We start from the raw sequence: 23,839 nt of genomic DNA, 5'->3' as shown, positions 1-23,839 counted from the left end.
TGTGTTGTTGGTTGGCCGTGATCCTCTTTCTGTTCCGGCTATTTGTGGGCGTTGGCCTGTTCGTCTGCCGCGGTGACGGTGGCGGGCTTCCCGTCCTGGAGCTGTTGAAGGCGCTTCAGTGTCGCGGAGAGCATGACCTCCGCGCCCGAGGGGTCACCGCCGGTGGCGCCGTCGATCTTCACGCGGATGTTGACCTTGCCGGAGCGGCTGTAGCCGTAGACGCTGTCGTCGCTCGCGCCGGGGTTGATCACAAGCGTGCTCTCGTCACCCACGGGGTGCTTGAGGTGCTGCTGCTTGTTCGTCTCGTTGCCCTTCCATGCGGTGTAGGTGCTGTGCGCGTCCTGGGCCGAGTCGAAGAGGCAGATGTGGACGGATGCCATGTTGAGCGTGGAGCCGTTGTACTCGTAGTCGACGTCTGAGCCGCGGGCCCATCCCTTCGGGGTGGAGTCGTCGTCCGTGGCGTTGCAGTACTGCCCTTCGGTCGTCGACTTGGCGCCGTGCAGGGAGTAGCCCGGGAGCGTCTCGCCGTCCCCCAGCAGCGCCTGGGTCAGATCCGCCTGGGTCAGGTCTTTCGTGATCGGCTTCGGGGTCGGGGAGGAGGCCGGCGTGTCGTTGCTGGAGGAGCAGGCGGTGAGTGCGGCCATTCCGGCGAGGGCAGCAGCAAGTGCGACGCGAACACGTGACATGCACACAGCCTATCCAGCTTGATCGTCAACGAGCTTGGCTGGCTCGTGCAGCCGGGGCGCCCTTCGTTCGTGTTCGTCTTCCCAGACTTTGAAGAGGAGTTGCGGGTCTGTTCCGCTGATCTGCGCAAGGCGGAGGATGAAGATCGTGCTGGGGAACTTCTTGCCGGACAGGAAGTCGGCGACGTCGCGGGGAGTGGATCCGGTCCTGTCGGCTACCGCTTCAGCCGTCAAGCGTGCTTGCGAGCAGATCCGCTCCAGGACCACTCCGATGTGATGCCGTCTCTGATGCATGGGCGCTCCGGGTGCGAGGAGTGTTTGGGCGCCGCATTACGCGGCGCCCAGACCTTGTTCAGAGCTGTTGGTTCGAGTCGCTGTCGCAGCTGTGTCGCGTCAGGTGCAGGCACAGGAGTGCGAGGGTGGCGACTTCCTTGAGCCAGGATCCGTGCTCCTGGAACAGCAGCACATCCGCCTGGCTGGCCAGGATGCGCACGCAGTTCTCAAGGCAGGAGCCGCACGGTCGCCTCCATGTCCTGGCGCGTGATCGGGCATGCCGTGGTTTACGTCGCCGTCGTCGGGGGGAGGGGGCCATTTACGTTCTTCTCCTTCGAGGGGGCGTCGGCAGGGACTCCGGCTGAGGTTGCGATCCGTAGGCCGGGTCCTGATGCCGCCCAGCTGAGTAGCTGAGTGCATCCGACGCTAAACGGAACGTGGCGACCCGAGGGGCTTCCTGGGAGGCGGGATATCCCGAACAGGGCCCGGATTAACGAGAGTTGATCCGAGGCAGCTGCCGGTCCGGCAGGCCCCTCCACCTCCGGGACGCATGGGCCGTCCAGACTCTTTCCCCTGGTGAGAGGGCAGTTTCGGTGCCTACCGGGCATCGCTTTCGCCTCCGCCGAGGACGCTGCCCCTCCAGGTGCGCGCTCGTCCGGAGAGCCTCCTGACGGCCCTCAAAAACGTTGCCCTTCGGGCGGCACTTGCATTTGGACCACCGCCCAGATTCAGACATTGTCGCCTCAAGCGCGCATACATGGCGGTCGCCCGGTGAGCCTCCCTGGCGAGCCGAAATGCAATTGCATTTCGCGCGTCGGGAAGTTCGTTCACCACAGGGGGTAGTGCGGTGGAGAAGCAGACAGGTACGGCGCGGGCGACCGGCGTCGTCTGGTGGAAGAGTTCGCACAGCCTCCCCGAGGGGGCATGCGTCGAGGTGGCGCAGCCGCCGGGAGGAGTGGTCCTCTTCCGTGACTCGAAGATCCACAACGGCCCAGTGATCGCCGTCTCCGAAGCCGTCGCCACGGCCTTCATCTCGGCAGTGGTCGACAGCAGTTTCTGAGATCAGGTTCACCGGAGAGGGTGCGCAATCCGAGCCGCATGCGGCGTGTGCTTCTGCACCAGCGGAGTTGATCACATGCGGCTCGCTCCCCCGCAGGATGATGCCCGATCAGTTCCTGGCGGGATGCGTCATCGCTGTGCAGAGCTGAACATCGCCGGTAACCGGCCGGTAGACAGAGCAATAATGCAAGTGCATCTCGCCTGAAGCTGGGTAGAGGGCGAAGAGCGACAGGAGGTCACGGTGGGGAACCAGCAAGAGCCCGAAGCGGAATGCACAGAAACGGACTTAGGGCAAAGCCGGGCCCACAGTGCACGGATGTACGACTACTACCTCGGCGGGAAGACGAACTACGCCGTGGACCGACAGGCTGCCGAGGAGGTCGTTCACGCCTTCCCTGCGATTGAGACAGTGGCCCGCGTGAACCGCGCCTACATGCACCGGGCCATGCGCTTCCTCGCCGGCGAAGGTGTACGCCAGTTCATCGACGTGGGCACGGGCATCCCGACCGCGCCCAACGTCCACCAGGTGGTGCAGGAAGTTGCTCCGGACTGCCGTGTCGTCTACGTGGACAACGACCCGATCGTCCTCGTGTACGCGGACTCCCTGCTGAGCGGAACCCCACAAGGTCGGACCGTTTACGTGGACGGCGACGCCAGCAGGCCCGCAGACGTGCTGACTGCCGTGAAGGCCGAAGGGATCGTGAACTTCGATCGCCCCATCGCTCTGAGTCTCCACGCACTGCTCCACTTCGTCACCGACGCGCAGGACCCCTACGAACTCGTCAACGTGTTCATGGATGCCCTGCCGGCGGGCTCGTTCCTGAGCCTGACCCACTGCACCGGAGACTTTGCACCGGATGCCTGGCAAGCCGTCGCCGATGCCTACGCGCGGCAGGGCACTTCTGTCCGCGTGCGTTCCCGGACAGAGGTCGAGCGGTTCTTCGACGGCTTGATCCTGGAGAAACCTGGCGTCGCAGTGGGGCACCGCTGGCGCCCGGAGGCTGCCAGCGGACCGAGCCTGGTGTCGGACGCACAGGCTTCGTTGTATGTGGGTGTAGCTCGCAAGCCGTAACCACGACCACGGGGGCAGTTCAGCGATAGCAGTTGGACTGCAGTAGGTGGTGCAGCTTCTGTGTCGTCGCGGTCGGGCTCAACGACATGTGCCGGAGCATGTCGAACTTCCTGACCCTACGGTCCACGGACTCCTCGTCCTGGATGACCAGACCGCCGTCGAAGTTCTCGGAGTAGGCGATGGTGGGCAGCAGCTTCTCGGCGAAATCGAAGATCATCGTGGAGCCCACCTCCGACGGCAAGGAGCGGTTCAGCTCAGCGAGGCGCAGCTGATAGCGCGGGTCCTCGTTCAGCTCGATCAGGTGCTGAACCTGCCGGCGCATGATCCGCGCGTTGCCGACCGGGCGCAGCAGCGAGACTTCGTCGATCACGCAGACCAGCTCCTTGCCCGGCGTCTCGGCGAACTTGGCCTGGCGCTGCTGCCGAAGCTCGACCAACGCAGCATGGTTACTCGGGTCCGACCCGCGCCCGATGACCGCCTTGGCGTACTCAGGGGTCTGCAAGAGCCCGTTTAGGTACTGCGGCTCGTAGGACCTGATTCGCTGAGCTACATCCTCGAAGCTCATGACGGCTTGCAGATAGGCCGTTGTTATCCCCGACCACTTCTTCCACCACTCCGGCCGTTTGCCGATCAGAGCCAACTCGCGCATCGGCTCCCGACCGGCATCATCGATCCGGTACAGCGAGAACAGGTCCTCCAAGTCCCGCTGGTCGATGCCAATGCGTCCGCCTTCAATCCGGCTGACCTTCGACTTCGACCAGCGCAGCACCTTCGCCACGTCCTGCTGATCCAGCTTCAGCGCCTGACGCCTCTGCCGCAGCTCCCTGCCGAGCACCATGCACGGCGCCGACAGAGTGAGCTCATCCCTCAGGAGCTGCACCCGGCCCCTGGTCTTCTGGCCACCCTCATCGGTCTCCTCAGCGCCCGCCGTCCGCTGGACCACAACCAACTCCCTGATTTCCGCGCTCTCCGTAATGCTTTTGGTACTCATGGTGCATGAATCTTCGGCAACGAGTGGACACGGTCGCAAAAAAGTCCGATATAGCCCGTATGGGGTCTTGAATATGCCCTAGGCGTATCTCTTCCAGGGTGGACGCACCTGCAGCAAGGGTCAACACACTGTCCCGGCCCACCTCCCCGGGGGTACCTTCTCAACTGGCGAACTGCCCAGCGCGTTGACCAGCCGGAGTCGACCTGGAAGTTCGAGACGACCGAATGCGCCAGAGCCCCACACCTTTGCGTTCGGTACGCAATTCGGAAGTGGCGAAAAGCCGCCCCTTAAAGTCCCTTTCCGTTCCTCTGTCAGCCGTACGCCCCATCCGGGTGCGCCAACCCACCGGAGCGCCGAAGTACGCCTGCGACGCCATCACCATGCCTCGCATGCACGTGCAAATGCTCGCGTTGAGCGGTCGTCAACGAAGCGTTTAATGCCGCTGCCTAGCGTTTCTGGTGCATCGATCGCCGATCAACGACGAGGTGGGTTAAGCGTGTTGTTCCGTACACGAAGCAAGGGAAAGGTTTCTTCCTTATACGCCGGGGTGAGAACGTCTCGGAGGCGGGCCACGGTCATGGCCGGGGTGCTCGCGAGTGTGTCCGTGGTGGCACTGGGGACGGCTTCCGCAGCGTCGCAGGGGTCGGAGAAGTCGACGACGGCCGTTGCACAGGCAGCCCCGGCGACCGACTCGACACGTGCGCACTGGCAACCGCCGACACACCAGAGCGCCGCGGACTCCGAGGTCAACACCGACTACCTGATCAACGAGGTGTCGCCGGCGCAGCACGGCGGCTCGTGGTACCAGTCCCACCTCAACGGCATCAACGTGACATGGGTAGCGCCCTCGGGGCGGGATCCGTACGACGGTTGGGACTGGATCGAGATCGTGGACAGTCATGGCAAACGCATCACGTGGGACTGGGCCTGCGCCAACGCCCACTGCGACGCGTACGGCTCGACCATGATCAGCAAGGAGCTGAACGAGGGCGAGAAGTACCAGGCCCGCTACTGGAGCGACGGAGGCCGGGTCACCAAGGGCCACCTGCAGGCCGAGTTCGATTTCTGGGCCTGACATGGGAGGCCGAGAAGAGATGACGCGAGGAACTGAACACGGTGCTCTGCGGCGACGATTGATCACTGCGACGGTCGTGATTTCCGTACTGGCGGGCACGCTCGGTGCGGGAAACGCGGTCGCCCAGGACAGCCCGGAGGCCCGGCCACAGGCGCAGGCCCGTTCACAGACGCAGGCCCAGCCTCAGCCGAAGGCGGGGGGAACCAACAAAGAGTACAGCGACCTCTACACGCGCACGATCGGGAACATCCGCAACGCGATGAGAGGAGACGCGGCCGTCGAACAACACGGATCCGGCTATCTGATCGACAACCCCGACTCCGGTATTTTCCAGCAGATCAACATAGGAGGGCTCGCCGATCGCGACGACATCGCGGGCGGTGCGTTCCGAGGGCTCTTCCGCAGGTCCGACAACTATCTGCTGGGCTTCTACGTGGCTCAGGGGGACCGTCAGACCGTCTACACGTTCACCGAGAACGGCAGCGACATGATTCCTGCCAACGTGTTCCCGGGTGTCCAAAGGTCGCGCTTCCCCTTCCGCGTCACCTACAGCGACCTTCCCGAGATCAGAGTCGACCGGAGCACCCTGTCAGACGCCGTACGCCTGCTGTTCGACCACGACCCCAACACGAGCAACGCCGGCCTGCGGGGCCATGTCGAGACACTGGCCGTGGCCCTGGCCGAAGGGGCACGGTTCACGGGGATTTCCGCGCAGATCGCCCAACTTCTCCAGGGTGGGCTGGAGTGGAGAGTGGGTAACCACGCGGATGAGATCCAAAACTGGAGCAGTCGGTCCGAGGTCGTCGTGAACGCGCGGAGAGAAGACCCGACCGGCACCGGCCCCGAGTGGCTGCTGAGAGTCCCGACCCGTTGGAACGGCGCCATGGTGTGGCTGAGCGCTCTGGACCTGGCCCGCCGGATCGCCCTGGTCAAGCCAACGAGGCGCTGACGTAACCCGGTCGTCGTGGGCAGCCTCCACCATGCTCCACCTCATGCGGGAGGGCCCGCCGCTGCCACTGCGCCAGCGTCTCGGCGCGGCCGCCCTCGGTGCCCTCGGCGACGACGAGCCGCACGGTGTCCGCTTCGAAGTCGAACGCAGGCATCCCCAACGCGAACACCCCGAATACGAGTGGCTCGACAGGGATGCCCAGCCGGGCGGAGAACGTCCGGCCCTGCCCCAGGCAATCGCCTGGGGCAGGACCGTAAGGACGGAGGAGTCGGCCTGCACGCCGGGAGACGATGGCCCTGTTGCCGCATGCCGGACGGCAGCTGTCCGTGCCCGATCCCACCCCTCATGGCACTTGCACCGGGCAAGGTTGCGCCGTGGGCGCACCGGCCTCGGTCGGAGCTGATGGAGCGGTCGGAGTGCGGGCGGGACATCTCCGCTCGCGCGGAGCGAACACCTTGTGGTCCTCGACGCCGGACTTCACGATCGGGACACCTCCGCTCGCGCAGAGCGAACCGCTGCTGGTCGCGTACGTCGCGCTCATGTCCCGGGACATCTCCGCTCGCGCGGAGCGAACTCGACGAGCCACACTTCGACCCGGGCGCGCTTCGGGACACGTCCGCTCGCGCGGAGCGCACTTGGCCATCGGGGTCGCGGCGGCGCCGATGGCCGGGACACCTCCGCTCGCGCGGAGCGAACCTGTCCGGACCTCGCCGAGGCGGGTCCGATGGCGGGACACCTCCGCTCGCGCGGAGCGAACCCCAGGCTCTGTCCTGGATCCGTACTCACGGCCGGGACACCTCCGCTCGCGCGGAGCGAACATGACTCGCGCTGCCGTACTTGCGCTGGGCCGGGACACCTCCGCTCGCGCGGAGCGAACGTCTCCACAGTACGGATCGTGGAGCCGGGATACGGGACACCTCCGCTCGCGCGGAGCGAACTCGATGACGAAGTGCGTGCGCCTCTCCGTGGTCGGGACACCTCCACTCGCGCGGAGCGAACGCACGGTGGCCGGTGGCTCCCGCCAGCAGCGGCGGGACACCTCCGCTCGCGCGGAGGCGAACGCCGGGCTGCAGCGGCGCGAGTTCCCGGGCCGCGGGACACCTCCGCTCGCGCGGAGCGAACGGCGCCAGCACCGGGGGCGGGTCGAGCACGTCCGGGACACCTCCGCTCGCGCGGAGCGCACGCCACCGCGAACGGTGGCCTTGCGCTGTAGTGCGGGACACCTCCGCTCGCGCGGAACGCACCCGCCTCGGCCGTCCGAACCGCCGCGCGTGGTCGGGACACCTCCGCTCGCGCGGAGCGCACGTTCAGAGGAGCGCTACGTGCTGCGCTCCGTTCGGGACATCTCCGCTCGCGCGGAGCGCACGGTGCCGGTGATGGTGACGACCGTACCGCCCGCGGGACACCTCCGCTCGCGCGGAGCGCACGTCCCTCTCGGGATCGGAGCCCGGTCGTGGGTCGGCAGTGAGGGTGATGCGTGGAGGGAGAAGGCGAGGGGAATGGTGAGTTCTGCTTTGTAGAGGTCGGCGATGTCGTAGACGAAGGACTGCTGGTTCCCGCTGTGGACGAATCCGAGGGCAGGTGAGCAGCCGAGTGCGACGACGGCGGCGTGGACGATGCCGTACAGGCAGGTGTTGGCTGCGGAGAGTGCGATGTTGACGGGGTCCTGGCTGTCCCAGGTGTCGGGGTCGTACGTGCGGCGGAAGCGGCCGATGCGGTGCTGTTTGGCGAGGAGGCGGTAGAGGGCTTTGATGCGTTGCCCTTCGAGTCCTCGTAGTTGCTGGAGGGTCGCGCCTGCGGGTGCTTGGCCGGGGCCGAAGCGGTGTTCGTACATGGCGGTGGCGACGGCGAGCCGGCGGGTGTCGTCGGCCCAGGCTCGGGCTTGGTGTTCGAGCCAGGTCGTGGTGAGGGTGCCGGGGACGGTGGCGGCGGAGCAGCGGACGCCTCCCATCCCGCTGATCACGACGGTGGTTTCGTGGCGGGCGAAGGTGGCCAGGGCGCGGGCGGTGATGGAGGTGCCAGGGCCGAGGAGGATGCAGGCGAGGGCGGCGGTGGGGAGATAGACGGTTTCCCGGCCGCGGCTATCGGTGGTGATCTCGCAGACGCCGGTGGTGTGGGCCCCGGCGGAAGGAGCATCCGCGGCTAAGTCCGGCTGCGGGATACTGACCTCCAAGAGCAAAGTGGCCCGGACCGAAGTCCGGGCCACGGGTCGGGTCTACTGCCCTGACCACCATTCCAGCAGGATGCCCGCAAGCATCTTGCCGACGAAGGCGCCGGCAGCCCGCTTGAAGAACCCACTGCAGCAGCGTTGGGACTTGTTCATGTAGTTACACCTTGGAGATCGGCGGCTACACGGGTGCCGACTGGGACCCGCTGGGCGGTGTCACTGAGCCGTGGGGACGCGTCCCCTGCTGTATAGCCGCTGGATCTCCTCGACCCGCCTTTCATCTTACGCCAAGCTCTGTCCACTCAGGGCAAGTTGTCTTATGGCTGCTACAACGCTTGCATGGAGATCAGTATCGAAACCGGGATCGGCGACAAGAGCACCCGATGCCGCCACGGCAACCCCCGGCTTCTGGACACCCGCCTGTGGGGCAAGGAGCGCGGCCTGCAGCGCCCGTACCCGGTGGTGTGCCACCTCGTCGACACGGGTGCGTACTTCACGGAACTGTGGGCGTCAGCTGTCGGGCCACGTATGCGTGCCCGTGTCGCTCTGGCGTTGGGGTTGTCGGAGACGGATGCCGGGCGGGAGCTGGCCCTTTGGGCTGCGCTGCATGACTTGGGCAAGATCTCGCCGTCGTACCAGCACTCCTTCTCCAACGATGAGCGTGTGCGGAACAAATATCCGGGGCGCTTCGAACAGATACTCGCCGGTGGCAGCTACCGGCACGGCGCAGGCGGCACTGACAACGGCGCGGGCCCGCACAGCCAGATCACGCACTGGACCCTGGCTGGGATTCTTGAGCAGCTGGGCTATCCGCCGGGTGATCCCGATGGGCCGGTCGGCGACCGGGTCGGTCACGCTATCGGGCAGTTACTCGGGGGGCACCACGGAGTCTTCCACCCACGGATGAACCGTCGGCAGCTGAAGCAGCCGGCAGCGTTCCTGCCACAGGCAGGGAGGGGCGAATGGCCGGAGCAGCGCCTGCACCACGTCCGCCTGTTGCGCACGCTGATCACGAATGATGGCCCTGTACCGACCGGGGCTCTCCCGGCGGAGCTCGCGGTCGTCGTGCTCGGCGCGGTGATGATGGCGGACTGGATGGCCAGCGAAAAGCAGTCGATCGAGACCGTACGGTGTCTCCGGGACGAAGAGTGCTGCTGCCGTGTGGTCCTCGCGCAGCACTGGACACGTGCCCGGGAGGCGGCCCGGGACGCAGTAGAGCGGCGGGCGCTGGGGCGGTGTGGATTCGCTGCCCCGGCAGGGGAGGAAGCGCTGAGCGCTGCCGAGTTCACGGACGGCTCCGTGCACGGTCGGCTCGCGCGAGAACTGCTCACAGCGGCCGAGCCTGCGCGTGCCGGCCTGCTGCTGGTCAGTGCTCCGGCGGGGGCCGCCCGCCGACGGCTCGGGCTGATCGCGGCCTCGCGGCTGGGCCGGGCCTCCGGGGCTCGGGGTATTGCTCTCGCACTGCCTGAAGAGCTACACCTCGATGAGGCATCGGCAGATCTGGCGCCTTTGGCAGGCCTCCTTCTGAAGGGCTCCGGCGAGCTTGCCCGTCTTCACCCGATGTCCTTCGATGGCGATCCGGAGTCGGCCTTCGAGGAGATCCCAGAACTCAGTCTCGGTCCAGATGACCGGGCCATCGCGTTCCAGTGGCTCACCCAGCGGCGCGGGCTGCTGGCTCCCCTTGGGGTGGGCGTGCTCGACCAGTTCCTGCCAGCCGTGCTGCCTGTGCACGACAATGCGGTGCGGCTCTTCGCGCTCAGCGAGAAGGTTCTCATCGTGGACGACGTGCGTCCGCAGGAGCCGTGGCTGCATCAGCTCCTGTGCCTGATGGTGGAATGGCTGGCTGCGCTCGGAGCCCCCGTGGTCCTGCTGACCGACACCCTGGCCGGAGCGAGCGCCGACCGCTTGGTGCAGGCGTATCGGAGGGGCGCACGAGCGGCTCGGGGGCTGCGGGGCCGGGAGGAGGGCGCATCCCCGTCTGTGGAGCTGCCACAGCCAGGTTGGCTGCATGCCGATGGGCAAGACGGTGCGGTCACCAAGTCCGCGGTCGATCCTCCCGAGGACTCGGTCCTGCGCGTCTCCTTGTGCGAAGTCCGGCCGCGGCTCAGCGGCACAGACCCGTACGTGGACGCCGTCATGCGCCAAGCCCGGGACGGCGGCTCGACCCTCGTGTGTTGCCGCAGTGTGGAGGAGGCCCAGCAGACGTTCCGTGCGCTCGAACACCACCGTCACCGGCATGCGGCACCCGGCGAGGTCCGGCTGCTGCACGAGCGTTTTCGCCGCTATCGTGTCCGCGAACTGGTGGCGGAGTGCACAGCAGCCCACGAAAAACCGGCGCAGGACGGTTCGGTGCTCGTGACTACTCCCCCCTTCGCCGAACATCTCCCCTTCCGCTTCGATTGGGTCGTCACGCCCCTGGCCCCGCTGCCGTCGCTGCTGGCCCTTGGCTCCCGCGGTCGGAATCTGATCCTCCTGGACAGCGAGGAACAAGTCGGCTCGCCGATGGATCAAGCGCTGAGGCAGCGCACGATCCAAGTGCTCCGTTCCCACGGAGCGCAGCTTCGACTCCCCAGTGAAACCGCAGAGTTGGTCCGCAAGGTATACGACGCTGACCATTTCCTGGCCGCTCCTGGGGACGCATCGGCTGTGCAGCAGCGCCGGCTGGCCGCCGCGGCCCACGGGCACGAAGCTGAGCTGCGGCACGACGCCAGGATCACCGGCATCCCGAGCCCGGTGAATGTTCACGACAACCTGTACGAGCTGACCCGGGCCGAGTACGGCCTCACTGAGAAACACCTCACAGCCACGATGGGCTTCGAGCAGGCGTATGTGCTGTTCGTCCACCTCCGAGGCAAAACCGCCTTCCTGGACCCCGCAGGAGAGAAGAAGGTCCCGTTCGTCGACCTCGGGAACGAGCCCGGCCGGGCCGTGGCCGCTCTGGCTCGGCATACGATTCCAGTTCCGCCACATTGGGCACCCGAGGGCGGGATCTCAACACAGATCGGCCGTAACCGGTTCGACAACATCAAGTACAAACACTGGGCGGGACGGGCGTGGCTGAATCACGTGTACCCAGTGGTGCTCAGCGCATCCAGTGGTTCCTTTACCGGATTCCTCGGGAGCATGCGGCTCGGTCTCACCAGAACGGGGCTAGTCAGGCTCAGTTGATTTCCCGAACGGCCCGCGCTGCAAGTCGTGAGCCCTTACGATCGCTGACGGCTCACGGCTGTGGAAGGCCCGTTCTCAGGATCGCAATAGGTGCGTGCCCTTCGGGCAGGTCGGACCTGCTGTGCAGCCCTGCGGACGGAAGTGACCAGGAGACCGGGAGAGCTGTGGAACCGCCACGGGCGATGAATCTCTTTGACGAACCGTGGATCCCCGTGCGTTGGCTCCCTGGCCGAGATGGCCCGGCATGCATCGGCCTCCGGGACCTTCTGGGGCGTTGCCAGGACATCGAAGCCCTGGATGTCCCGCTCGCCGCTGCCCAGTCAGCGCTCCTGCGGGTGCTGTACGCGCTCACCGCACGAGTCACCGGGCTCGACGAAGACCCGAAGCTCGACTGGATAGGCCGGCGCGAGGACATCCTGAAGGGCTGCGCGCTGCCGCAGAAGGGCATCGAGGACTACGTCTCCCGGTGGCGCGATCGTTTCTTTCTCTTCGACGATGTGACCGGCCGCCCGTGGCTGCAGGACGTGCGTCTGGCGGACGAGTGCACCGAGTCCAGCGGCGTGAACAAGCTCGTGATGACCCGGCCTTCGGGCAACAACCACGCCTGGTTCATCCACGCCCGCGACAGCACCCCGCACTCGCCCTCTGCGGGCACAGCAGTGCTGTACCTGCTGATGTGGCACTACTACGGCGCTCCCGGCAAGTGCACAGCACGCACGCTCCACGGGGAGCGAATCTCCGAGGCCAAGCGCGGACCGTTGCACGGCTCACTCTCCTACCACCCGGAAGGGCACTCGTTACTTGTCACCCTGCTTGCCGGGCTCGTGCGCCCGGCGCCAGAGGTGCAGCGCGAGGAAGACCTCTGCTCCTGGGAGCAAGACAAGCCGGCAGACCCGGCGGGCGCTCCGCCAGTGCCAGTCGGCCCCTGCGGCTGGTGGACGAACACCTCGCGGCACGCTCTCCTGCTCCAGCCCGATGCTCGCGGAGAGCACGTCACAGATGCCCGCATCACCTGGGCATACCGCCTCCCGGGAGTCTTCGACGACCCTTACCTCATCTGGGAACGCAAGCTCGTCAAGAAGAAGCAGAGGGAGGAGGCAGTTCGCTCCGCCCGACCGGCCAAGGCGAACCGGGCCCTGTGGAGAGACCTCGACGGGCTACTGCGACACCAGCCTCCGGAGGCTCAGGGTGAACAAACCACGGTGGAACCACCGAAGGTGTTCGATACAGCGGTCGAACTCACCGACCAACTGCGCGTCCGAGCACTCGGCTTCGACCAGAACAAGGCCAAGAACACCCAGTTCGTCAGTGGCCTCACCCCCGCGACTGTGGGCCACCTGACCGACCAGCTCGCTGAGGCTCAGGTAGCGGTCGGCCGACTGCGCAGGCTCGGCGAACGGTACGGAGAGAACCTCACCGAAGCAGTACGCAAGGCATGGGTGCTGTACACGAGGGGCGATCCCAAGCAAGCGGGAAAACTGGTTCCACAGGCCGAGGCCCTGTACTGGCCAGCTGCCGAACGCGAGTTCTGGGCCCGCTTCGACCGCCTTGATCGCACCGGCGAGAGCCCCGACGGCGGCCTGGACATCCGTGCCGCGCGTGACGCCTTTCTACGACTGGCCCGCGAGGCCTACGCGCATACGACCGACCCGCTTACCCACACCGTCCGCGGCAACCAGGCCGTGCTCGAAGCCCGTGGCCTGCTGTGGATGACGCGCCCCCAGCGCAAGAACAAGTAGCTCATCCCCCGACCGGAAGGTGTCCCATGGCCGAGGACCACGATGCCGCAGCACGTGCACGCCGCACCGAACATCTACGTTTCGTGTCGGAGATCCAGCGGCTGTGCGCCGATAGCCCCGAGGCTCACGCGCGTCTGCGTCGCGGCCTGGGCAAGGACGTCGACCAGGTGGCCGGGATGCATGAGTTCATCGCGCATTGGCTGCCCGAGAGGCGGCACCGGGAGCGGGACCGCGCCTACTACACAGTCGCCGCGCTCATCGCCGACCAGCCACGCCACGTTGTCCGCGGCCGGCCGGCGGATGACGCCGAGCCGGAGCCGCTCACCGGCCCCTACGGTTCCAGCTTCGGCCACACCCTCGCCGAGTCCGTTCTCAACTCTCCTGCACAGGAGCGCCCACACCGGCGCGACACCACCCGCAGGCGCCTGAGCCTCCTCGTCCGCCAAAGCCCCACCGGGCTGCACCGCTACCTGCCCTCGGCCACCCGGCTCCTGCGCCGGTACGAGACCGAGCCCGACTGGGCCCAATTGCTGAACGACTTGGCCCGCTGGCCGTGGAACGCAGCCGACATCGGAAGCCGGTGGCAGCAGGACTACTTCCGCACCCTCCACCGCGACGAGTGGAGTAAGAACGACAAAGCCGACGCCACCCAGGCCGTACCTCAGCCTGGATCGTCCGCCGTTTGACCGCTGTCCCTGCACCCTCGAGAAGGAGTCCTCCGTGCCGACCGCCCACCTGCCCGCCTGCTTCGTGGACGTACATATCCTTCAGAGCGTCCCCGTGTCCACGCTGAACCGCGACGACCTCAACGCCGTCAAGACGGTGGACTACGGCGGAGTGCGGCGCACCCGCGTCAGCAGCCAGTCGTGGAAGAGGGCGCTGCGCCAGGATTTCCAGAAGGAGATCGGCCAATACGCCACTCGAACCCGCCGGATCGGCAAGGCCGTTGCCGACGTCCTCGAAGAGAAGCACGGCTGGGATCACAAGGAAGCACGTCAGGCCGGCGCTCACATCGTGGCGGCCTCGGGCATCAAGTTCGGCATCGAAGGGAAGCCGGGCCAAGAGGACTATGAGGCCGTTACCAACGGACTCGTGTACCTTTCCTCCGAGTCGGTCGAGGACCTCGCCCACCTTGCCGCCAAAAACCCAGAAAAGATCAAGAAAAAGAAGATCGAAAAGGCAACCGACAAGTCACAGCTTCCCCTGGCCGATGTCCAAGAGATCATCCGTCGAGGCAACGCCGTCATCCACACCTTCGGCCGCATGCTCACTGAAGTCGACGATGCAGGGGTTGATGGTGCAGTCCAGGTCGCGCACGCATTTACCACCCACCGCAGTGACGTCCAGGTCGACTACTTCACGGCCGTTGATGACCTGACTGCCGCATGGGGTGAGACCGGCAGCGGCCACCTCAGCGAGGCCGAGTTCTCCGCCGGCACCTTCTACCGCTTCGCCACCATCGACTTGCGCGAACTTGTCACCAATATGGGCAAGGTCCATGCCTCCGAGGGCCCCCGCAACGTCTCCGAGGACACCCGCAACATCGCCGAGGCATTTCTCTCCTCCTTCATCCGTTCTCTGCCGCAGGCCAAGAAGAACTCCACCGCTCCGCATACCGCACCTGACCTCGTCCACATCAGCGTCCGCAGCGACCGACCACTGTCCTTCGCCGCCGCCTTCGAGACCCCTGTGCGCTCCGAGCAGGGCGGCGGACACAGCACCGCCTCCCGCAACCAGCTCGTCGAGTACGCACAGACCGTCACCACCCTCATGGGCACCGATCGCATCCTCGCTGCTCACTGGGCCGGCATCGGCCAGAACATCGAAGGACTGGGCACCCGCGTCACCTCCTTCGACTCACTGATCAACGCCAGCATCGAGGCCGCGTTCGCCCCTCTGGAAGGCGGCGCATGACTACCCCACAGCCGCCACAAGAGCCCGGGCTGCTGCTGCGCCTCGCCGCGCCGCTGCAATCCTGGGGAGAGCGCAGCCACTTCACCGAAGAGCGTGACACCGCTGCCTTCCCCACCAAGTCCGGCGTGCTCGGTCTACTGTCCTGCGCGCTCGGCCGGCACCGAGGACAGGCCAACGAAGACCTGCGCCGACTGAGACTCACCGTGCGTGTCGACCGTCCCGGCTACGTGCTGCGCGACCTGCACACCGTCGGCGGCGGCCTCGCCCCGAAAGACACCGTTCGGACGGCGAAGGGCGGCACCCGCGGTGCGGACAAGTCCACCGTCTACGGCCACCGTCTCTACCTCGCCGACGCCGCCTTCGTCTGCGCACTCACCTGTCAGGAAGAGGCGGTCCTCAACCGCTGCGCCGACGCACTGACCGCCCCGCATTGGCCCCTGTACCTGGGCCGCCGCGGCTGCCCACCCGAGGGACCCGTTTTGCTCGACCGCAGTCCCGACGTCCTCAACAGCCTCCTCCACCTCCCCTTGCCCGCGAAGGCCCCGGCCCCCGCAGTGACAGTGCTCGCTGACCGTCCCCTCGGCTGGCTCCCACGGCATCCCGAAGACCCGGACGACGGCACCCGCCCAAGCTCCGAGGTCCAAGACGAACCAGTCGATACCACTCCGCACCGGCGCGCCTTCCGCACCCGCCGGCTCTACCGAGGCTCCTGGCACCCACCCGAGCACCTGTACACCGACAAGCTCGGCACCAACTACCTCAAAGCCCTGGCCGCACATCGGCACGCCGCCACCACGCCCCCGCCCAGCAGTGCGGAGGTAGCCGGATGACCACCTGGCTCACCCGCCTCACCCTCGATAGTTCCCGGGGCGACGTACGCGAGGAACTGCGCAACGCCGTCGCCATGCATCGGCGCGTGATGTCTCTCTTCCCTGACCTCCCTGGAATCGAAGAGGCACGCCACCACCTCGGTGTACTGCACCGGGTCGAACAGGGCGAACGATGGGCCGTACTCATGGTCCAGAGCAACAAAGAGGCCACCCCTGAGCAGCTTCCGGACGGGTACGCAACCGACTCGGCTTCCCGCAACATTGAGCCACTCTTGGATGCGCTTGCCCACGGCCGCCGCCTGTCCTACCGCTGCGACGCCAGCCCCGTCCGCCGCCCCGGCCACACCACGCGGGAGCTGTACAAGAACCTGCCTCGCGTCGTCGCCCTCCACGGCCGCCATGCCGACGAATGGTGGTACCGCCGGGCAGGCCTCGCCGGTCTCAAGATTCACACCCACCTCTCCCACCCGCTGGACGCCGCTGTCGGCCGCCGCGGCAAAGGCAACGGCACCCAGAAGGTGCGCCACCACCGGGTCCGCTTCGAAGGCACTGCGGAAATCATCGATCCCGATGCGCTCCGAGCCGCGATGACCGGCGGCATCGGGCGAGGTCAGGCATACGGATGCGGGCTGCTAACGATTGCGCCCCTACGGACGGGAGAGGAATCGCCAGCGACTTCCCTTCGTCAGAGGGCCAACTCTTAGCGGTTGTTTTCTGTGGCGAGGGCCGATGAGGGCTGCTGCTGTGTCGACGCTGACAAGGAAGTGTTCCATATTGCGTTCGTAGCGTGGGTAAGGAATCGGCAGCCGCTCAGCCATGACGTTGGGACGTCGGCCCCGCGCCAACGGAGGCGTCCCGGCACTGCTAGGCACAGGGCACACAGAGGTTCCGTCGGCTCCGCGCGAGCGGAAGTGCCCCGTTCAGCAGGTCGACGTCCGTGTTCTTGGCGGCGTCGACTCCGCGCGAGCGGATGTGTCCCGACCGCGGTGGCCTTCTTCGTGGCGTCGGTCTCGTCAGCTCCGCGCGAGCGGATGTGTCCCGTCGGCGAGGTCGGCGGCCTCCTCCAGCCACACGTCGGCTCCGCGCGAGCGGAGGTGTCCCGTGGCCCGGCCAGTTGCCGTGGGAACGAATCCGGTCAGCTCCGCGCGAGCGGAGGTGTCGCGTGACGACGCTGCAGCACACCGAGACGATCGCCGTCGGCTCCGTGCGAGCGGAGGTGTCCCGCCGCGGCGCCAGACCTCGGCGCGGGCCGCCATGTCGGCTCCGCGCGAGCGGAGGTGTCCCGGTCGCCAGCGCCGCACGGCGTGCGGTGGAGCGGTCGGCTCCGCGCGAGCGGAGGTGTCCCGAAGCGCAAGCGGGTGTGGGTCGGCGTGGTCGAGTCGGCTCCGCGCGAGCGGAGGTGTCCCGACCAGGCGTACTCGGTTTATGAAGAGGCGTTCGTCGGCTCCGCGCGAGCGGAGGTGTCCCGTACCTGTGGTGCGGACGGCTGACCGTCCCGTAGTCGGCTCCGCGCGAGCGGAGGTGTCCCGGCCCTGGTCCCGTACGGGTGGGGCGTGTTGCAGTCGGCTCCGCGCGAGCGGAGGTGTCCCGACCTCCTCTACGGGGTCCTCGCCGCCCTCGCGGTCGGCTCCGCGCGAGCGGAGGTGTCCCGGCGGACGGCCCGGCACTCGGCGCAGGTCTGCAGTCGGCTCCGCGCGAGCGGAGGTGTCCCGGCGTTCACGCAGCTCGTCGAGCGGTACGGGCCGTCGGCTCCGCGCGAGCGGAGGTGTCCCGCCGACGTACGAGACCCACCAGCGCCGCGCCATGTCGGCTCCGCGCGAGCGGAGGTGCCCCGGCCGCCACCGAACTGGGAGGCGACCACGTCCGGTCGGCTCCGCGCAAGCGGAGGTGTCTCGGACGCCCGTGATACGGCCGACGACCCGGATGAGTCGGCTCCGCGCGAGCGGAGGTGTCCCGAGGCCCCGGGTGCGGGCGCTGCGCGGCATAGTGTCGGCTCCGCGCGAGCGGAGGTGTCCCGCTCTCTCCGGCCGCGCATAGACGGATGATCTCGTCGTCTCTGCGCGAGCGGAGGTGTCCCGTGGCTCCATGACCTGCCAGGAACCGACGTCTAGGGCCTGTTGCGAAAGTGGAGTCACCAGGCCCGCGTGCCTAGGATCTGTCTGGAGGTTAGGAGCAACCTCCAGACAGGCTCCGGGACTCGCCGCATGACTGGGCAGCGTCCCGAGGTGATGCCTACTTGTACCAGTAGCGCACTCCGCCGTGGCCGGAACAGGTCCCGCGGAAGTGGGCGCTGTAGGAGTAGGAGCCGTCCTTGCACTGCGCGATAGCCCCGGCCGGATGACGGCTGCCGGCCTTGCACGTGCCCGTGGTGTGGTGCGCACATCCCGCACCGGCCGCGTGGGCCGTAGCGCCGGCAGCAACCGGTCCGAGCAGCGCCCCAGCCGCCATCATCGCGGCCATACCGACGCGCATCCTCGTGAGCATCGAAATCTCCCCTGTCCGTAGTGATGGGTGTCAGCGTGCCAGAGCGGTTCCGCCGAAGGAGTTCGTACAGAGTCCCGCTCACCGGTTAGAGGAAGATCGGAACAGCGTCGTGACGGTATGCGCGAATCGCTTCGCACGGTGCTCCATGTAGCTGGCAAGCCCGCCCACGCCGGGAGCTAGTCACTCGCCCCATCGGCTCCTTGCGGTATGTCGAACTCACGGTGGGATGAGACCAGCAGGGCCAGTTCTTCCGCCCAGGCCCTCAACCGACTCGGGGCCGGGCAGGCAACGGCGACCAGCGTCCACTGCGTGCCGTCGGTGCCACTGCGCTCATAGACCGGCTGGCCGTCGCCCTAGCGGGAATCCCGGCGGCCGTGGCGGCTCGTCCATGTGCCCGTGGCGGTAGGCCCAGGCGGCGAGCTCGACCCGGTTGCGGACGTCGAGCTTGAGCTGCGCGGATCTGCCGCCGGAAGTCGGCTCCGCGCGAGCGGAGGTGTCCCGTCTCCCGCACCGCCGTGGTGACGGGCGGCCGGGTCGGCTCCGCGCGAGCGGAGGTGTCCCCCGGCTCGCCCGGCCTGAGCGCCGGCAGCGGGGTGCCGACCAACTGCCGCAGACGCTAAGCCGTCTCTTCCTGCAGGAGCTCCCGGTGGGCGAGACCATTGGACAGACCGCGGCGTCAGACGCTGTAGCGTTGTGGCTGAAATATGCTCCCACCAGGGCGATTGTCAGTGCTGCATGTCATGGTCGCTACGCGTGAACCGGGGCGCTGTCAGCGCTCCAGCAGTGGCAAGAACTTGGTCAAGGGGGAGACAGCGCATGGCTGGCGACAGCTTTGAAGTGGACACCGATCAGCTGAAGTCCGCCGCTCCGACGTTCCACCGGGAGTCCGTCGCCTTGGAACAGGCGGCGTCCAAGCTTCGCCACACCCTCGACGGGCTGGGGGAACCCTGGGGAGCTGACGAGCAGGGCAAAAAGTTCGAGCACGTCTACGCACCGCACCGGGCACAGATCGAGAAGGCGGCCGAAGCCCTGGTCAAGGGCCTGTCCAGCATCACCAAGGCCATGAACGACATGGCCGCCAACCACGAAGACGCCGACCAATCGGCCAAGTCCGGGTTTGAAGGCGGTAAGTGATGGGCGCTGCCGACAAGGCCAAGGAGATCGTCCAGGACCTGACGGGCATGTGGTGGCCGAAGGGCGATGAGGATGAGCTGCGGGAGGCCGCCCGTGCCTGGCGGACCTTCGCCGACGAGGTCGAGGAGTGCACGGCCGCCTGCCACAAGCAGGCCCAGGACGTCATCGACACCAACAAGGGCAAGTCGATCGAGGCGTTCGGCGACTTCTGGAAGAAGTACCACGGCGGCGGCAAGGGGTATCTCGACGATGTCGCCTCCGCTGCCCGGGACATGGCCAAGGCTCTGGACAAGTTCGCCGATCAGATCGCCGAGGCGAAGACGAAGATCGAGCACGAGCTGGAGATCGCCGGGGCGGTCCTGGTCGCGGGGACGGCGCTGGCGCTGTTCACCGGGGGCATCAGCGAGGTGGCGGCGGCCGGCGCCACCGAAGCGATCGTCGCGGCAGCCAGTACAGCGGGCGTGGCGGTTTCCGCCACCGTCGCTGAGATCGCCGGAACAGTTCTGGCCACCGCTGCCATCGGCGGCGTCGAGGCGATCACGGTGGATGTGGTGGTGGCCCAGGGCGGGCGCAACTTGCTGGGTGAGCAGCACGGCATCAACGTCGCCGAGATCAAGGAGGCCGGTGTTTCCGGCCTTCTGCTGGGTGGCGCGCTCGGTGCGGCCGGGCGCACCGCCCAGGCGTTGGGTGAAGCCCGCGGTGCGGGCGCGCTGCGGGACGTCAATGTGCCTCGTCTGGAACTGGCCGGCACCGGCCGTGCCTCTCTGGACCGCTTCAGCAACGGTCTGCGGAGCTTCGGCCGCGACTTTAGATGCCGGGTGTTGAAGAAGGACCCGGTGGACGTGGCCACTGGCCGGATGGTGCTGCCGCAGACCGATGTCGTCCTGCCCGGGGCGCTGCCGCTGGCCTTCACTCGCAGTTTCGAGTCCTCCTACCGGGCCGGGCACTGGTTCGGCCCTGCCTGGGCCTCCACCGTCGACGAGCGCTTGGAGATGGACGAGCAGGGTGTGGTCCACGTCGGCGCGGACGGCACCTTGCGTCCCTACCCTCACCCGGAGCCGGGTGGCGCGGACGTGCAGCCCGAGACGGGGTCGCGTCAGGTGTTGCGGCGTACCGAGGCGGGTGACTTCGAGCTCACCGATCCGGCCACCGGCTATACCCGTGTCTTTGCCGAGCATGCCCGGGGCCTGGCGTTGCTGGAGGAGGTCTGGGACCGCAACGGGCATCGGATCACCTTCACGTACGACGAGACCGGCGCCCCCACCGAGATCACTCACAGCGGCGGTTACCGCCTCAAGCTGACTACCCATGCCCACCGGGTTACTTCCCTGCACCTGGCCGGCGCTGCCGCGGACGGCGGTGACCAGTTGCTCGCGGCCTATGGCTACGACGAGAGGGGGCACCTCGCCACGGTCACCACTCCGGCCAGTGAGGTCCCGCTCCGTTTCGAGAACGATGCGCAGGGCCGGATCACCGCCTGGGTCGACACCAACGACTCCCGCTTCGACTACACCTACGACGACCGGGACCGCTGCACCGCTCAGTCCGGTTCCGCCGGGCACCTGCGCTCCACCTTCGCCTACGACCGCGAGCCGGAAACCGGCCTGCGCCGCACCCGCCTGACCGACTCCCTCGATCACACCAGCACCTACCTGGCCAACGAGCACCTGCAGATCGTCGCGGAGACCGACCCGCTGGGTCACACCACCCGCACCGAGTGGGACCGCTTCGACCAGGTCGTGTCCACCCTCGATCCGCTGGGCCACCTCACCCGCTACACCTACGACGAGGTGGGCAACCTCGCCCGGATCGCCCTCCCCGACGGCACCTTCGGTCAAGCCACCTACAACGATCTCCGTCTGCCGACGCGGGTCACCGAACCAGGTGGCGCCGTCTGGCAGCACGCCTATGACGCGTCGGGCAATCTGCTGGCCACCACGGACCCGGCAGGCGCCGAGATCTCCTACGCCTACGACACGTCGGGGCACCTGGTCGCCGCCACCGACGCGGCAGGTCACACCCGCCACATCGCCAACAACCAGGCCGGGCTGCCGACTGCGGTCACCGACCCTCTGGGGCAGACCACCACCATCGAGCGCGACGTCTTCGGACGCGTCACCTGTGTGACCGACCCGCTGGGCCACACCACCCGCCTGGGCTGGGCGCCCAGCGGCAATCCCGCCTGGCGCGAGGCGGCCGACGGGACACGGGAGACCTGGTCCTGGGACGGCGAGGGCAATCTCCTCGCCCACACCGACCCGGCAGGCAACACCACCCGCCATACCCACGGCGCCTTCGATCTGCCCGCCACCCGCACCGACCTCGACGGCACGACCTACGCGTTCGCCTACGACTCCGAACTCCGCCTCACCCAGGTCACCAACCCGCAAGGGCTCAGCTGGACCTACACCTACGATGCGGCCGGGCGTCTCACCGCGGAGACGGACTTCAACGACCGCACCGTCCGCTACACGCACGACGCGGCAGGCCGGCTCACGTCCCGCACCAACGGCGCGGGCCAGGCCCTCACCGTCACGCACGACGCCCTGGGCCGTACCACCTCCACCACCGCGGACGACGGCACGCAGACCACATACGCGTACGCTCGCTCCGGCCAGCTGATACGTGCGGCCAACAGTGACGCCACCGTCACCTGGCAGCACGACGGTCTCGGTCGCATCCTGACCGAGACCGTCAACGGCCACACCAGCACCTACAGCTACGACGTCCTCGGCCACCGCACCAGCCGCACCACTCCCACCGGCCTCACCTCCCGGTGGACCTACGACGCGGCAGGCCGCCCCACCGCCCTGACCACCGGCGGCGAAGGCCTCACCTTCGCCTACGACGCCGCAGGCCGGGAAACTGAACGCCGCCTGGGCCAGGACATTCGCCTGACCCAAGGCTGGGATCCCACCGGCCGCCTGACCAGCCAGTCCCTCACCCACCACATACCCGGCGAGGACCTGCTTCTCCAGCACCGCACCTACGCCTACCGCCCCGACGGATGCCTCACCGAGATCCACGAACTCACCGGCGGCACCCGCCTCTTCGACCTCGACCGCTCAGGCCGCGTCACAGGAGTGCGAGCCCATGGCTGGAGCGAGACCTACGCCTACGACACGGCAGGAAACCTCACCCACGCCACCACCCCCGCTCGCACCGAGGGCGGCGACCGCGAGTTCACCGGCACACTCCTGCACCGCGCTGGCCACGCCACCTACGAAAATGACGCCCAGGGCCGCCTGGCCCGCAAGACCCTCCGCCTCCTCAACGGCCAGACCCGCACCTGGGCCTACACCTGGAACGCCGAGGACCGCCTCACGCAGGTGACGACACCCGAGGGCGAGACGTGGCGCTACGCCTACGACCCGCTCGGACGCCGCACCGCCAAGCATCTCCTCGACGAAGACGAAACGGCCCGCGCATCCGTCACCTTCACCTGGGACGGCACCCGCCTGGCCGAACAGACCACCCATGACGGGCAGATCACCACCTGGGACTACGCCCCGGGCACCTACCGCCCACTCAGCCAGACCAGTCGTCACACCCCGGCCGGAACTCCACAATTCCACGCCGTCATCACCGACCTGACCGGCACCCCCACCGAATTGGTCACACCCGAAGGTCACATCGCCTGGCGGCATCGCACGACACTCTGGGGCGCCCCGCTCCCCTCCCCGTTCCAGGCCACAGGCGCCGTCGACTGCCCCCTCCGGTTCCCGGGCCAATACGCCGACCCCGAAACCGGCCTGCACTACAACTACTTCCGCCACTACGACCCCGAAACCGCCCGCTACGCCTCTCCGGACCCCCTCGGCCTCGTCCCCGCCCCCAACCACTACGCCTACCTCGACAACCCGACAGCCGGCTTCGACCCTCTGGGACTCGCCGCGTGTACGGACAAGGGCGGCTGGTACGGCGCACTACAGCCGGCGCGCGCAGGAAACGAAATCAACCACATCCCTGCCAAGTCGGCGTACAAGCACCTGACCGACCCCAGGCTCACCGAACACATGGGGCCGGCCATCCGAATGGATCGGGCCGATCACCGAGAAGTCATGAGCACCGGAAGCAGCCGGGAGGCCAAAGCCTGGCAGGCCCAGCAGCGTTCCCTCATCGACCAGGGTCGGATCGACGAGGCCATCAAGATGGATATCGACGACATCCGAGCCCGCTTCGGCAGCAAGTACGACCAGCACATCCAAGATATGGTCCAAACCCTTCCGGATAACAAGGGGTTCCAGAACCTGCTCCACGAGCACGGCTGGACCATCAACTACGACCTGTTGAAGTAAGGC

At 67.4% G+C, this 23,839-nt stretch carries 18 protein-coding genes, 1 pseudogene and 1 CRISPR repeat array; of the genes and pseudogenes, 12 read left to right on the top strand and 7 right to left on the bottom strand.

The window, feature by feature from the left end:
* Positions 1-38 precede the first annotated feature (38 nt).
* The 3 genes from ABT345_RS16780 to ABT345_RS16770 are packed head-to-tail and all read right to left on the bottom strand — an operon-like array spanning position 39 to position 1,176.
* Positions 39-686 (bottom strand): hypothetical protein, encoded by a 648-nt coding sequence (locus ABT345_RS16780; protein ID WP_345092886.1) that lies wholly within the window; start codon positions 684-686, stop codon positions 39-41.
* A 9-nt stretch (positions 687-695) separates the two neighbouring features.
* Positions 696-977 carry a helix-turn-helix domain-containing protein gene (locus ABT345_RS16775; RefSeq protein WP_345092889.1) on the bottom strand — a complete coding sequence of 94 codons (282 nt, stop codon included), beginning with the start codon at positions 975-977 and terminating at the stop codon, positions 696-698.
* A gap of 58 nt (positions 978-1,035) precedes the next feature.
* The gene (locus ABT345_RS16770) at positions 1,036-1,176 is read right to left on the bottom strand and encodes a hypothetical protein (RefSeq protein WP_345092892.1); all 141 of its coding nucleotides are present in this window, start codon (positions 1,174-1,176) and stop codon (positions 1,036-1,038) included.
* Between the two features lie 627 nt (positions 1,177-1,803).
* Between ABT345_RS16770 and ABT345_RS16765 the strand changes: the two genes are divergently transcribed.
* Both ABT345_RS16765 and ABT345_RS16760 read left to right on the top strand, forming a co-directional pair.
* Entirely contained in the window at positions 1,804-2,016 is a 213-nt protein-coding gene (locus ABT345_RS16765; protein WP_345092895.1) for a DUF397 domain-containing protein, read from the top strand.
* A gap of 240 nt (positions 2,017-2,256) precedes the next feature.
* On the top strand, positions 2,257-3,087 hold the full coding sequence (locus ABT345_RS16760; RefSeq protein ID WP_345092898.1) for an SAM-dependent methyltransferase: 831 nt from the start codon (positions 2,257-2,259) through the stop codon (positions 3,085-3,087).
* Between the two features lie 19 nt (positions 3,088-3,106).
* On the opposite strand, the gene ABT345_RS16755 is transcribed toward ABT345_RS16760, so the two are convergent.
* Complete coding sequence (locus ABT345_RS16755) at positions 3,107-4,078, bottom strand: helix-turn-helix domain-containing protein (protein WP_345092901.1); 972 nt, start codon at positions 4,076-4,078, stop codon at positions 3,107-3,109.
* Between the two features lie 598 nt (positions 4,079-4,676).
* Between ABT345_RS16755 and ABT345_RS16750 the strand changes: the two genes are divergently transcribed.
* Positions 4,677-5,153, top strand: a complete 477-nt coding sequence (locus ABT345_RS16750; RefSeq protein WP_345092904.1) for a hypothetical protein — start codon at positions 4,677-4,679, stop codon at positions 5,151-5,153.
* A 76-nt stretch (positions 5,154-5,229) separates the two neighbouring features.
* Complete coding sequence (locus ABT345_RS16745; protein WP_345092906.1) at positions 5,230-6,102, top strand: ribosome-inactivating family protein; 873 nt, start codon at positions 5,230-5,232, stop codon at positions 6,100-6,102.
* Here the strand turns inward: ABT345_RS16745 and ABT345_RS16740 are convergent.
* The gene (locus tag ABT345_RS16740) at positions 6,083-6,262 is read right to left on the bottom strand and encodes a hypothetical protein (RefSeq protein ID WP_345092909.1); all 180 of its coding nucleotides are present in this window, start codon (positions 6,260-6,262) and stop codon (positions 6,083-6,085) included. The two genes, ABT345_RS16745 and ABT345_RS16740, sit on opposite strands and share 20 nt — an antisense overlap.
* A gap of 263 nt (positions 6,263-6,525) precedes the next feature.
* A CRISPR array of direct repeats spans positions 6,526-7,523; the repeat unit is 23 nt; unit sequence CGGGACACCTCCGCTCGCGCGGA.
* 8 nt (positions 7,524-7,531) lie between these two features.
* Positions 7,532-8,263: pseudogene (cas1e, locus tag ABT345_RS16735) on the bottom strand (type I-E CRISPR-associated endonuclease Cas1e); the annotation flags it as partial.
* A gap of 345 nt (positions 8,264-8,608) precedes the next feature.
* Between cas1e and ABT345_RS16730 the strand changes: the two are divergent.
* From ABT345_RS16730 to cas6e, 6 genes are all read left to right on the top strand, one after another.
* Complete coding sequence (locus ABT345_RS16730; RefSeq protein ID WP_345092911.1) at positions 8,609-11,437, top strand: CRISPR-associated endonuclease Cas3''; 2,829 nt, start codon at positions 8,609-8,611, stop codon at positions 11,435-11,437.
* 182 nt (positions 11,438-11,619) lie between these two features.
* The gene (casA, locus tag ABT345_RS16725; protein ID WP_345092914.1) at positions 11,620-13,176 is read left to right on the top strand and encodes a type I-E CRISPR-associated protein Cse1/CasA; all 1,557 of its coding nucleotides are present in this window, start codon (positions 11,620-11,622) and stop codon (positions 13,174-13,176) included.
* A 26-nt stretch (positions 13,177-13,202) separates the two neighbouring features.
* The gene (gene casB / locus ABT345_RS16720; RefSeq protein WP_345092917.1) at positions 13,203-13,862 is read left to right on the top strand and encodes a type I-E CRISPR-associated protein Cse2/CasB; all 660 of its coding nucleotides are present in this window, start codon (positions 13,203-13,205) and stop codon (positions 13,860-13,862) included.
* Positions 13,863-13,896: 34 nt separating this feature from the next.
* Positions 13,897-15,090: a type I-E CRISPR-associated protein Cas7/Cse4/CasC gene (gene cas7e / locus ABT345_RS16715; RefSeq protein WP_345092920.1), complete on the top strand. Its 1,194-nt coding sequence runs from the start codon at positions 13,897-13,899 to the stop codon at positions 15,088-15,090.
* Positions 15,087-15,920: a type I-E CRISPR-associated protein Cas5/CasD gene (gene cas5e, locus ABT345_RS16710; protein WP_345092923.1), complete on the top strand. Its 834-nt coding sequence runs from the start codon at positions 15,087-15,089 to the stop codon at positions 15,918-15,920. The genes cas7e and cas5e overlap by 4 nt, the downstream gene beginning before the upstream one ends.
* Positions 15,917-16,624, top strand: a complete 708-nt coding sequence (cas6e, locus tag ABT345_RS16705) for a type I-E CRISPR-associated protein Cas6/Cse3/CasE (RefSeq protein ID WP_345092926.1) — start codon at positions 15,917-15,919, stop codon at positions 16,622-16,624. The genes cas5e and cas6e overlap by 4 nt, the downstream gene beginning before the upstream one ends.
* Before the next feature lie 1,528 nt (positions 16,625-18,152).
* Here the strand turns inward: cas6e and ABT345_RS16700 are convergent.
* Positions 18,153-18,368: a DUF3761 domain-containing protein gene (locus ABT345_RS16700; protein ID WP_351322801.1), complete on the bottom strand. Its 216-nt coding sequence runs from the start codon at positions 18,366-18,368 to the stop codon at positions 18,153-18,155.
* An 852-nt stretch (positions 18,369-19,220) separates the two neighbouring features.
* On the opposite strand from ABT345_RS16700, the gene ABT345_RS16695 reads away from it, so the two are divergent.
* Positions 19,221-19,538 (top strand): WXG100 family type VII secretion target, encoded by a 318-nt coding sequence (locus ABT345_RS16695; RefSeq protein WP_345092932.1) that lies wholly within the window; start codon positions 19,221-19,223, stop codon positions 19,536-19,538.
* Positions 19,538-23,836 (top strand): DUF6531 domain-containing protein, encoded by a 4,299-nt coding sequence (locus tag ABT345_RS16690; protein WP_345092935.1) that lies wholly within the window; start codon positions 19,538-19,540, stop codon positions 23,834-23,836. The genes ABT345_RS16695 and ABT345_RS16690 overlap by 1 nt, the downstream gene beginning before the upstream one ends.
* The last annotated feature ends 3 nt before the right edge of the window (positions 23,837-23,839 follow it).

Source organism: Streptomyces sp. NPDC000404, from assembly GCF_040300365.1.
Classification (GTDB): domain Bacteria; phylum Actinomycetota; class Actinomycetes; order Streptomycetales; family Streptomycetaceae; genus Streptomyces; species Streptomyces ramulosus.
The sequence above is the reverse complement of the archived record's forward strand: the minus strand, read 5'-3'. Positions and strand labels throughout refer to the sequence as shown.